The sequence below is a fragment of the Sphingobium sp. genome, assembly GCF_041987595.1.
Taxonomy (GTDB): Bacteria; Pseudomonadota; Alphaproteobacteria; order Sphingomonadales; family Sphingomonadaceae; genus Sphingobium.
In genome coordinates this window covers 15971-27287 of the sequence record NZ_JBHIWJ010000054.1, presented here as the reverse complement: position 1 = coordinate 27287, position 11317 = coordinate 15971, and the positions used below count along the sequence as shown (strand labels likewise).

At 65.2% G+C, this 11317-nt stretch carries 8 protein-coding genes and 2 riboswitches; of the genes, 7 read left to right on the top strand and 1 reads right to left on the bottom strand.

All coding sequences use genetic code 11. The features are described from left to right. Positions 1–1004: efflux RND transporter permease subunit (locus tag ACFC3J_RS14230; protein WP_375196815.1), on the bottom strand; the 1004-nt coding region annotated here is incomplete at its 3' end. Between the two features lie 285 nt (positions 1005–1289). Here ACFC3J_RS14230 and ACFC3J_RS14225 point away from each other — a divergent pair. From ACFC3J_RS14225 to ACFC3J_RS14195, 7 genes are all read left to right on the top strand, one after another. After that, positions 1290–2210, top strand: coding sequence for a LysR substrate-binding domain-containing protein (locus tag ACFC3J_RS14225; RefSeq protein WP_375196814.1), 921 nt, complete (start codon positions 1290–1292; stop codon positions 2208–2210). A 113-nt stretch (positions 2211–2323) separates the two neighbouring features. Next, positions 2324–2552: riboswitch (cobalamin riboswitch) on the top strand. Positions 2553–2704: 152 nt separating this feature from the next. After that, a complete protein-coding gene (locus tag ACFC3J_RS14220) occupies positions 2705–3787 on the top strand; it encodes a HoxN/HupN/NixA family nickel/cobalt transporter (RefSeq protein WP_375196813.1) in 1083 nt (360 codons plus the stop codon). Continuing rightward, entirely contained in the window at positions 3784–4827 is a 1044-nt protein-coding gene (gene cobW / locus ACFC3J_RS14215; RefSeq protein WP_375196812.1) for a cobalamin biosynthesis protein CobW, read from the top strand. The genes ACFC3J_RS14220 and cobW overlap by 4 nt, the downstream gene beginning before the upstream one ends. Next, positions 4827–8561 (top strand): cobaltochelatase subunit CobN, encoded by a 3735-nt coding sequence (gene cobN, locus ACFC3J_RS14210; RefSeq protein ID WP_375196811.1) that lies wholly within the window; start codon positions 4827–4829, stop codon positions 8559–8561. Before cobW ends, cobN begins: the two co-directional genes overlap by 1 nt. Further along, a complete protein-coding gene (cobO, locus tag ACFC3J_RS14205; protein ID WP_375196810.1) occupies positions 8558–9163 on the top strand; it encodes a cob(I)yrinic acid a,c-diamide adenosyltransferase in 606 nt (201 codons plus the stop codon). The genes cobN and cobO overlap by 4 nt, the downstream gene beginning before the upstream one ends. A 17-nt stretch (positions 9164–9180) precedes the next feature. Further along, complete coding sequence (bluB, locus tag ACFC3J_RS14200) at positions 9181–9789, top strand: 5,6-dimethylbenzimidazole synthase (RefSeq protein ID WP_375196819.1); 609 nt, start codon at positions 9181–9183, stop codon at positions 9787–9789. Between the two features lie 63 nt (positions 9790–9852). Beyond that, positions 9853–10075, top strand: a riboswitch (cobalamin riboswitch). Between the two features lie 176 nt (positions 10076–10251). Further along, positions 10252–11316: a cobalamin biosynthesis protein CobG gene (locus ACFC3J_RS14195; RefSeq protein WP_375196818.1), complete on the top strand. Its 1065-nt coding sequence runs from the start codon at positions 10252–10254 to the stop codon at positions 11314–11316. Position 11317: the final 1 nt, after the last annotated feature.

Here is an 11317-nt window from a genome sequence, read left to right as displayed (position 1 = left end):
ACGCCCTCGACCGCGGCCTTCACGAACAGCGACTGGTCGCCGATCGGAAGTATCTTCAGACTGTCGGGCAGGGTTGCGGTGATCTGCGGCAGTTTCTCCTTCACCCCCTCGACAATGGCCAGGGTGGAGGTCGCGCCATTTTTCAGGATGGTCAGCAGCACCGACCGGCTGCCTTCCACATGCACCACATTCTGCTGCGGCCCGCTGCCGTCGCGGACATGGGCGACGTCGCGCATGGTGATGGTGGCGCCGTTCACCACCTTGACCGGCAGGTCGTTCAGCGCCTCGATCGATTGCGGCGCGTTGTTGAGCCTCACGCTATATTGCGTCTCGCCGATTTTCACGAAGCCGGCGGGATTGATCTGGTTCTGCGCGGCGATCGCATTGCCGACATCCTGCGCCGACAGCCCCTTCGACTGGAGCGCCAGCGGGTTGAGGTCGATCTGAACCTGCCGCTGCTTGCCCCCCGACGGGAAGGGCATGGCCAACCCCGGCACCGTGATCAGCGGCGGCCGCACCTGATTCATGCCCATGTCGAACAGTTGCTGTTCGGACAGTCCTTTCCCCGACAGCGCGAGCTGGAGGATCGGCACGGTCGACGCGCTGTAGTTCAGCACCAGCGGCGGGGTGATGCCCGGCGGCATCTGACGCAGCACCGTCTGTGAAATCGACGTCACCTGGGCGGTGGCCGTCCGGATGTCCGCGCCCGGCTGGAAATAGATTTTAATGATGCCTATGCCCTGAAGGGACTGGCTCTCGATATGTTCGATATCGTTGACCGTGGTCGTCAGTACGCGCTCATAGGGGCCGACGATCCGGCTCGACATGTCTTCCGGCGACAGTCCCGAATATTGCCAGGCGACCGCCACCACCGGAATGCGGATGTTGGGAAAGATGTCGACAGGCGTGCGCGCCGCTGCCAGCACGCCGCCGATTGCTATCAGGATCGCCATCACGATGAAAGTGAGCGGGCGATGCAGGGCAACCTTGACGATACCGATCATTCACGACTCCACCAATGCGCCGCGGCACGCCGCCGCGACACACGAAACTCCACCTCTCCAGATCATCTTCGATCCCTGCGACATAGAGACGAAGCAGCGCGGAAAATGCACAAGAATGTGGCGGCATCTCCGTGTCCTAGAAGAATGCTGCGGCATGAGGGGGCATAACCCGCGCATATCTGCCGGACGACCGTAAAACACCGCCACAAGTCGCCCATGCGCTCTTGGATCTTCTGCGTCTAATATATAATATGGCTTGATTGATAGTTTTTGCGACATGATGTCATGGACCTTCGCCACCTCCGCTATTTTCTTTGCGTTGCCGAAGAGATGCATTTCGGCCGGGCTGCACTGCGCTTGGGCATTTCCCAGCCGCCGCTCAGCCAACAGATCCGGGCGCTGGAGGAGGAACTGGGCGTCCGCCTGTTCGACCGCACCAGCCGTCGCGTCCGCCTGACCGAAGCGGGGCGGCTGTTCGAACCCGAAGCCCGCCAGACGCTCGCTCAGGCCGAACGCGCCGCCCAGATCGCCCGCATGGCCCAACGTGCGGAGATCGGTCATCTCGGCCTTGCCTTCACGACCTCCGGTCCGTTCGTCCCGCCGGTCGCTCGCGCCCTCTATCGCTTCCGGCAGACCTATCCCAATGTCGAACTGATCCTGCGCGAGCAGGGTCGGGACGAACAGGTCGAAAGCGTGCGCAGCCGTCAGCTCGATCTGGGCATCGTGCGCGACTATGAAACGCCAATTCTGCCGGAAGGCATGGTCTCGCAATGCCTTCTGAAAGAGGAAATGGTGCTGGCGTTGCGCGCCGACCACTGGCTGGCGCTACGCGCTGCGCCGCCCAGCATTGCCGATCTCGCCGAAGAGCCGCTCGTCCTCTACGGCGCGCCCAACGGCGCGGGCTTTACCGAACATTTCTTCGCGCTTTGCGCCCGCGCGGGTTTCGCGCCCAAAATCTCCCATGAAGCCCGCAGCCTCGCCACGCTGCTCGGTCTGGTCGCTGCAGGCTTCGGTCCCACGGTCATCGCCCAGTCTATGGCGCGCCTGCATGTCGACAACGTCATCAACCGCCCCTTTGACGTTCCGGTCATGAGTTCGCTCTGGCTGATCCACCATGAAGATCTCTCTCCTACCGGCCGCGCCTTTCTCAGGACATTGCTCGAAGAACGCCGGGCGGCCGGGATGACGGCCATGGAGCCGGCATAGCGCGATTTCTAACCGTCAGATGATGCCATCCGACTGGAAATCGCTCTGGAAACGCCCTCTTCCCATTCCTCGTCCCAGCCTTTATGCAGTGCCGCGAAAGCCGGTTTCGGCCAGCTTTCACTGATCGCGCCGGTGCCCCCTCAAGGGGCTTAATAGGGAATGCGGTAAAAGCCGCAGCTGTCCCTGCAACTGTAAGCGGTGAGCGAGACGCATATCGATGCCCTGGGGCCGCCCAGGGGATCAGCCACTGGGCCGGACGCTAAATCCTGCGAGGCCTGGGAAGGCCATGCGCCAAGCTGAGACCCGCGAGCCAGGAAACCTGCCTGCGTCTGGTCGCTCTTGCCTTGGTCCAGGGGATGGCCGCGGCACGGTACTCCGTCTGAGCGACGCTTGAAGCAGCGGGAGCTGCTGTCCGCATGCCGGGCGCTCTGGCGTCCGTCCGGCATGAAGGCTGCTCCCGTCCGGTTCGCCGACGCCGACGGGGATCGTCCCTGATGACAGAGTTTTCCCATGCGCCGATCTCCAGCGCATCTGTTGCCCCCGGCCATCTGCGCCGCTGCGCGACCGGCATATTCGCTGCCCTGATCGCAGCGAATCTCGCCTGCTGGATATGGGCCTTCCTGATCTTTGCGGGTAACAGCATCATGCTGGGCACCGCGCTTCTGGCCTGGAGCCTTGGCCTGCGCCATGCCGTCGATGCCGATCATATCGCCGCTATCGACAATGTGACCCGAAAGCTGATGCAGGATGGCCAGCGGCCGCTGACCGTCGGCTTCTGGTTCGCCATCGGCCATAGCGGCATCGTTCTGATCGCCGCGATCACGATCGCGATCGCCGCCAATGCGCTGAGTCGGGTCGAGGCGGCTGGGGCCATCGGCGGCACCATCGCGACGATCGTGTCCGCGACCTTCCTGTTCACCATCGCCGCGATGAATCTCGTCATCCTCCGATCGGTTGTGAAGACCTTCAATCATGTTCGCAACGGCGGTATCTATGTCGATGAAGACATGGATATTCTTCTCGGCAATCGCGGCTTTCTGGCGCGCATTTTCAAGCCGCTGTTCCGTCTCGTCACGAAAAGCTGGCACATGGCGCCGCTCGGCTTCCTGTTCGGTCTCGGCTTCGACACGGCCACCGAAGTCGCCATATTGGGCCTTTCGGCGGGACAAGCGGCCAGCGGGCTTTCCATCGCGACCGTCCTCATCTTCCCCCTGCTCTTCGCGGCGGGCATGGCGCTGGTGGACACCGCGGACGGCGCGCTGATGATGGGGGCCTATCAGTGGGCATTCGTGAAGCCGATCCGCAAACTCTATTACAACATCACCATCACGCTGGTGTCGGCCATCGTCGCCATCGTCATCGGCGGCATAGAGACCGCCGCCCTGCTGGGCGACAAGCTGGGCCTCAGCGGCGGCATCTGGACGCTCGCCGCCGACCTTGGCGAACATTTCAACAGCCTCGGCTTCTTCATTGTCGGTCTGTTCGCGGCCTGCTGGATCGTCAGCTGGGTCATCTATCGCTGGAAGGGCTTTGACCAGATCGAAGTCACCCCCTCAACCCAAGGATTTGTCCAATGAGCCAAAAAGTTCCCGCCACCGTCATCACCGGCTTTCTGGGCGCCGGAAAGACCACGCTGATCCGCCACCTGATCGAAAATGCGGGCGGCCGCCGCCTCGCCCTCATCATCAACGAGTTCGGCGATGTCGGCGTCGACGGTGCGCTGGTCAAGGGCTGCGGCGACGAAGCCTGCCCCGACGAGGACATTATCGAACTTGCCAATGGCTGCATCTGCTGCACCGTGGCGGATGATTTCCTGCCGACCATGCAGCGCCTGCTCGACCGGGATACGCCGCCCGACCATATCATCATCGAAACCTCCGGCCTCGCCCTGCCCAAGCCGCTGGTCAAGGCCTTCCAGTGGCCCGACATCCGCACGCGCGCGACGGTCGACGGCGTGATCGCCCTGATCGACGCCGACGCCCTGGCTGCGGGCCGCTTCGCCCATGACGAGGCGGCGCTCGCCGCCGCCCGCGCCGCCGACCCGACGCTCGATCATGACAGCCCGATCGAGGAACTGTTCGAAGATCAGCTGGCCTGCGCCGATCTCGTCCTGCTCAACAAGACCGATCTGGTGCCCGCTGATCGCCTCACCGCGCTCGAACAGGATCTGGCCGGGGAAATCCGCTCCGGCGTGCGCATCATCCGCACCGCCAGGGGACAGATCGACCCTGCCGTCCTGCTCGGCCTCGATGCCGGGGTGGAGGACCAGATCGACGCCCGCCCCTCCCATCACGACAATGAGGAGGATCACGACCATGATGATTTCGAGAGCTTCATCGTGGAGCTGGGTGAACTGGACAGTCCCGAACCGCTGCTCGCCGCGCTCGCCGAAACGATCGCCGCACATGACATATTGCGCGTGAAGGGTTTCCTTTCGATCAGGGGCCGACCGGCCCGTCTGGTCCTGCAAGCCGTCGGTCCCCGCATCCAGCATCATTATGATCGTCCGTGGCAGGCGCAGGAAACCCGCGCCTCCCGCCTTGTGGTGATCGGCCAGCACGGGCTGGACCGCGCCGTCATCGAAGCCGCCCTCGGCGCGCAGGCGGTTCCCGCCTGATGCACCTGTTGACCGCCACGCCCGGCACCGTCTCCAACGGAGAGGAAGCCATCGACCTCGGCCAGTCGCCGGGGGACATCGTCCTGCTGACCGTGGCGGACAGCGAACTCGCCTGCTTCGCCAGCGCTGCCGCCGCGCTGGCGCAGGAACGGGGCGAGGCGGCGCCGACGATCCGCCTCGCCAACCTGCTGCAACTCAAACATCCCTATTCCGTCGACCTCTATCTCGAAAATGTCATCGCCAAAGCGAAATTCGTCTGCGTCATCCTGTTGGGCGGCAAGAGCTATTGGCCCTATGGCATTGAAGAAATTGCCAATACCGCCAGAGAGAAGGACATCGCCTTCGCCGCCATAGCCGATGGCCGGGAAGATGATCCGGAACTGCGGGCGGCCTCCACCCTGCCGCCCGAAAGCTGTGATCGGTTGCGCGACTATCTGCGACAGGGCGGCGTCGCCAACGCCATCGCCTTCCTCAAAAGTGCGGCGCGTCTCGCCGGACTCGACGCAGGCGCGCCCGACGCGCCGGTCCCGGTGGCCGATGCGGGGCTTTACCTCCCCGGCACCGACCGCCCCACGCTGGAGCAACTCAAGACCCGCTGGACCGAAGGCCGTCCCACCGCCCTCTTCCTCTTCTACCGTGCCCTGCTCATCGCCGGGACGCTTGAAGCCGTCGACGCCATGATCGCGGGCCTTGAAGCGGCGGGCCTCAACATCCTGCCCGTCCATGTCCGCGCCCTGCGCGAACCCTTTGCGCGAGATTATCTCCAGTCCCTGATGGCGGAATGTCCCCCCGACGTGATCCTCAACGCCACCGCCTTCGCCGCCAGCGCTCCCGGCGAGCCACGCACCCCCTCGATCCTCGAACGGGCGAACTGCCCGATCCTCCAGACCATCTTCGCCAGCGCCGAACAGGCCGCATGGCAGGAAAGCGCGCGCGGCCTCGGCCCCCGCGACCTTGCCATGCACATCGCATTGCCCGAGGTGGACGGCCGCCTCTTCACCCGCGCCGTCGCGTTCAAAGCCGCCGCCCGCTTCGACCAGCGCACCGAATGCAGCATCATCGTTCCACGCATTCTCGAAGACCGCGTGAGCTTTGTTTCACAACTGGCTGCAAATTGGGCTAAACTTCGCCGCACCCCTCCTGCCGAACGCAACGTTGCGCTGGTCCTCGCCAACTATCCCAACAAGGACGGCCGCATCGGCAACGGCGTCGGCCTTGATACCCCCGCCAGCGCAGCCGCGATCCTGAACGCGCTTGCGGCGGAGGGCTACTTCACCGGCAACGCTCCCGCCGACGGCGCCGCACTCATGCATCACATGACGGGCGGCATCACCAACGCATCGCCTGATCGGCCCGGCAAGGTCACCCTGTCCCTCCCGGCCTATCGCGACGCCTTCGCCACCCTTCCTGCCGGCGCCCGCGAGGCCATCCAGACCCGCTGGGGCGCGCCCGAAGACGACCCTTTCGTTCAGGAAGGCGCCTTCCACCTACCCGTCCACCGTTTCGGCAATGTCGCCGTCGCGGTGCAGCCGTCACGCGGCTACCATATCGATGCCAAGGCGAGCTATCACGACCCGGCGCTCCCCCCGCCACACGGCTATCTCGCCTTCCACATCTGGCTGGCGCAGGCCTTCGAAGCGCACGCCGTCGTCCATGTCGGCAAGCACGGCAATCTCGAATGGCTGCCCGGCAAGGCCATAGCCCTGTCGGAAAACTGCTTCCCGGAAATCTGCGCCGGGCCGCTCCCGCAAATCTACCCCTTCATCGTCAATGATCCGGGCGAAGGCACGCAGGCGAAGCGCCGCATCGGCGCCTGCATCATCGATCATCTGACGCCGCCGCTGACCCGAGCCGAAACCTATGGTCCGCTGAAGGAGCTGGAGGCGCTGGTCGACGAATATTATCTCGCCGCAGGCATGGACCCGCGGCGCCTCGAAACGCTGCGCAGGGACATTATCGCGCTCGCCGCCTCGCAAGGGCTGGACAAGGATGCCGGCGCGCAAGGATCGGGAGAGGACGCTCTCGCCGCGATCGATAATTATCTCTGCGACCTGAAGGAAATGCAGATCCGCGACGGGCTGCACATCTTCACCCAAAGCCCGCACGGCGCCCTCCGCCGCGACCTGCTGATCGCGCTTGCCCGCTGCCCGCGCGGGCTGGACCATGACGGCCAGCAGTCGCTTCTGCGCGCACTGGCCGACGATCTCACGCTTGGTTTCGACCCTCTCGACTGCGTCATGGCCACGCCATGGACCGGCCCCCGTCCCGAACCGCTGCAAAGCCTCACCCCCGCGCCATGGCGCACCACCGGCGACACGGTCGAGCGGCTCGAACTCCACGCCATCCAACTGCTCGACAGTGGGGCGCCTGCGCCCGGCCCGCAAAGCGCAGCCGTGCTCGCCACCATCGAAACCGATCTCGCCCCTCGCGTCACGGCCTGCGGAAACGCGGAAAAGGCAGCCCTTCTCGCCGCTCTCGATGGCCGCTTCGTTCTTCCCGGACCCTCCGGCGCGCCGACCAGAGGCCGCCCGGACGTCCTCCCCACCGGGCGGAACTTCTATTCGGTCGACACCCGCGCCGTTCCCACGGTCGCTGCGTGGAATCTCGGCCAGCGCTCCGCCGACCTCATCGTACAGGACTATCTCCAGCGCGAGGGGGCTTATCCCCGCGCCATTGCCCTGTCCGCCTGGGGCACCGCCAACATGCGCACCGGGGGCGACGACATTGCGCAGGCCCTTGCGCTGATGGGGGTCCGCCCGAAATGGGATTGGGCCTCAGGCCGGGTCACCGGCTTTGAGGTCATGAAGCTGGCGGAACTCAATCGCCCCCGCGTCGACGTCACCTTCCGCGTATCCGGCTTCTTCCGCGACGCTTTCCCGGAGCAGATCGACCTGCTGGACAGCGCCGCCCGCGCCGTCATGGCGCTGGATGAGCCGGAGGAGGATAATCCCGCCGCCGCCCGCCATCGCGCCGAAACTGCCGGTCTGATCGCGCAGGGCACGCCGGAAAAGGCCGCCGCCCGCCGCGCAGGCGCCCGCATCTTCGGCTCGAAGCCCGGCGCCTATGGCGCTGGCCTGCAAGCGATGATCGACGAGAAGATCTGGCACGACCGCGCAGACCTTGCCAACGTCTATCTCGACTGGGGCAGCTATGCCTATGGCGGCGGAGTAGAGGGCGACGCCGAACGCAGCCTGTTCGCGGAGCGGCTGACCCAGGCCGACGCGCTCATCCAGAATCAGGACAATCGCGAGCATGACCTGCTCGACAGCGACGATTATTATCAGTTCGAGGGCGGCATCGCCGCGGCGGTCGAGCATCTGTCGGGCCGGAAGCCGCTCAGCTATCATAATGACCATAGCCGCCCGGAACGCCCCGTCATCCGCACGCTGGAGGATGAGATCGGCCGCATCGTCAGGGCGCGGGTCACCAACCCCAAATGGATCGCGGGCATGATGCGCCACGGCTATAAGGGCGCGTTCGAAATCGCCGCCTCGGTCGACTATCTCTTCGCCTTCGCCGCGACCACCCATGCGGTGAAGGACCATCATTTCGACGCGGTGCACGCCGCCTTCATCGAGGATGAGGCCGTCCGCGCCTTCATGGCGGAGGTCAACCCCGCCGCCCTGCGTGAAACCGCAGCGCGCCTCCACGAAGCGCTCGACCGCGCCCTTTGGAAACCCAAGTCGAACAGCGCCGCCATGGTGCTGGCCCAGCTCAAGGAAGATCGTCCATGATCGAACGCACCCCCGAACAGCATGCCGAAAAGATGAAGAAGAAGCAGGCCGCCCATGACAGGATCATGGCGACCAAAACGCAGGAAAAGGGCCTGCTGATCGTCCACACCGGCAAGGGCAAGGGGAAGACGACCGCCGCGCTGGGCATGGTCGTGCGCTCCATCGGTCATGGCCGCAAGGTCGGCGTCGTCCAGTTCGTGAAGGGCGCCATGACCACGGGAGAAAAAGCCGTGTTCGACGCGTTTCCCGACAATGTCGAATTCAAGCCCATGGGCGAAGGCTTCACCTGGAACACGCAGGACCGCACGCGCGACATTGCCCTCGCCCGCGAGGCATGGGATGAGGTGAAAAGGATGATCGCCGATCCCGCCTATGATATGGTTCTGGCCGATGAGCTTAATATCGTCCTGCGCTACGACTATCTTCCGCTCGAAGAGGTGCTGGAGGCCGTGAGCGCCCGCGCCCCGATGAAGCATGTCATCATCACCGGCCGCAACGCGCCCGAAGGACTGGTCGAAGCGGCCGACCTCGTCACCGAAATGACCCTCGTCAAACATCCCTTCCGCAGCGGCGTGAAGGCCCAGGCAGGAATCGAATTCTGACCCGCACCGTCTTCACCATCTCCGCCTTCGAGGAACTGGTTCGCGCCCGCCGCGACGTGCGCCATTTCCTGACCGACGGGCTGGACGAGGAAGAGGTCGATCGCCTTCTTGCCCTCGCTCACAGCGCGCCCTCTGTCGGCCTGTCCCAGCCGTGGCGCTTCGTGCGCATCGCAAGCGCTGCGCTCAGGGAAAGGCTTGCCGCCCATGTCGACGATCAGGTCGCCAGAGCCGGGGAAATCTACAAGGGTGAGGAAGACAGGCTCTATCGCAGTCTGAAGCTCCATGGCCTGCGCGAAGCGCCCGTCCTGTTCGCGGTCTATTGCGACGAGGGCACGGAAACCGGCCATCGTCTGGGCGCCATCACCATGCCCGAAGCGCGCCGCTACAGCTGCGTCATGGCGATCCATACCATCTGGCTCGCCGCACGCACGCAAGGGATCGGCATGGGGTGGGTCTCGATCCTCGACCCGGCGACGGTCGATACCATGTTGGGCGTGCCCGAAAACTGGCGCTGTCTGGGGCTGCTATGCCTTGGCTATCCGACCAGCGAGGAGGCGGCGCCGGAACTGGAGCGGCGCGGATGGGAGCATCGCATCGACTGGCGATCCACCGTCGTTAGCCGGTGAATTGACCCACTTCCCTTTCCGCGTCACCCGCCTTATGAAGCGCCGCTGGAACCGGCGGTGCCGGTTTCATTCGATCGCGTCGGTGCCCTGAAAGGGGCTTGAATGGGAATGCGGTGCGGAAGGCGACTTCCCAATCCGCGGCTGTCCCTGCAACTGTGAGCGGCGAGCGAGGCAAGGACGACGCCCCATGAAACGGGGACAGTCAGCCACTGGAGCAATCCGGGAAGGCCCCTGCCAAAGCTGTGACCCGCAAGCCAGGAGACCTGCCGACGCAAAGGGTCGCTCTTGCCATGGTCCAGGGGATGGTCACGGCTCGGTTCTCCGCACGGGCGACGGATGTGCGGCTGGGGGCTTGCTTCCAGCCCATCGTTGCGACGTGGGAGGTGAAGTCCGGTGCCAGACGCGCAAACTGCGCAATCCACCCCCGCCATCCGTGGCTGGTGTCCGACGGCATGGCGCCCTATGGAGGCCGGCGACGGCCTGCTGATCCGCGTTCGCCCGCCGCTGGGACGACTGACCGCGATGCAGGCCGCGGCGCTGGCCGATGCCGCACGCCAACATGGCAATGGCCTGATCGACCTCACCAACCGCGCTGCGCTTCAGATCCGGGGCGTCGCAGCACAAGGCTATACCGTTCTGGTGGAGCGGCTGGTCGCGCTGGGCCTGACCGATGCTGATCCTGCCCGCGAGGCCCGCAGCGCCGTCATCCTTACGCCCGACTGGCAGCCGGGCGATGACAGCCATCGCATTGCCGAGGCACTGCTCGAACGGCTGGACGACCTGCCGGACCTTCCGCCCAAGATCGGCGTCGCGATCGACACGGGTCCCGCACCAGCCCTTCAGCAGGCCCCTGCCGACTTCCGCTTCGAACGCGGCGAATGCGGCGCCATCATCCTGCGTGCCGAGGGTCGCGCTCTGGGCGTTCCAGTCGCGATCGATGATGCCGCCCAGGCCCTGATCGCCCTTACCCGCTGGTTTGTGGACAGTGGCGGCCCGGCCGCCGGGCGCATGGCCCGTCACCAAGCGCCGCTGCCTTCGGAACCTGCCGCCGCTCCTGCTGCTGCCCGCCCCCTCCAGAATGTCCTCGCGCAAGCCCCTGGTGCCTTTTACGGAGCCCCCTTCGGCCAGATCGAGGCTGATGAAATCGCGGCCATTGCATCGCAACCGGGCATCGTCGCTCTGCGCCTCACCCCATGGCGTGGCCTGATTCTGGAGGGCTGCATTGAAGCCTCCGGCCTCGCCGCCTTCGATCCGTTGCTGCGTGCCGATGCCTGTACCGGCGCCCCGGCCTGTCCACAGGCAGGCGTCGCCACCCGCGATCTTGCAGCCCGCCTTGCACCGTTTATCCGCGGCTCGCTGCATGTGTCCGGCTGCGCCAAAGGCTGCGCGCGTCCGTCACCCGCCGAAATCGTCCTCACCGGCCGGGACGGGCGTTTCGACCTCGCCCGCAACGCCCGCGCCGGTTCGCCCCCCGAACACACTGCCCTGACGCCCAGCCAGATCCTCGCTCTCTTCGGAGCTTCCTGAG

Coding starts and splice junctions, on each gene's coding strand:
- ACFC3J_RS14225 (WP_375196814.1), top strand. CDS start 1,290: ATGGACCTTCGCCACCTCCGCTATTTTCTTTGCGTTGCCGAAGAGATG.
- ACFC3J_RS14220 (WP_375196813.1), top strand. CDS start 2,705: ATGACAGAGTTTTCCCATGCGCCGATCTCCAGCGCATCTGTTGCCCCC.
- cobW (WP_375196812.1), top strand. CDS start 3,784: ATGAGCCAAAAAGTTCCCGCCACCGTCATCACCGGCTTTCTGGGCGCC.
- cobN (WP_375196811.1), top strand. CDS start 4,827: ATGCACCTGTTGACCGCCACGCCCGGCACCGTCTCCAACGGAGAGGAA.
- cobO (WP_375196810.1), top strand. CDS start 8,558: ATGATCGAACGCACCCCCGAACAGCATGCCGAAAAGATGAAGAAGAAG.
- ACFC3J_RS14195 (WP_375196818.1), top strand. CDS start 10,252: ATGGAGGCCGGCGACGGCCTGCTGATCCGCGTTCGCCCGCCGCTGGGA.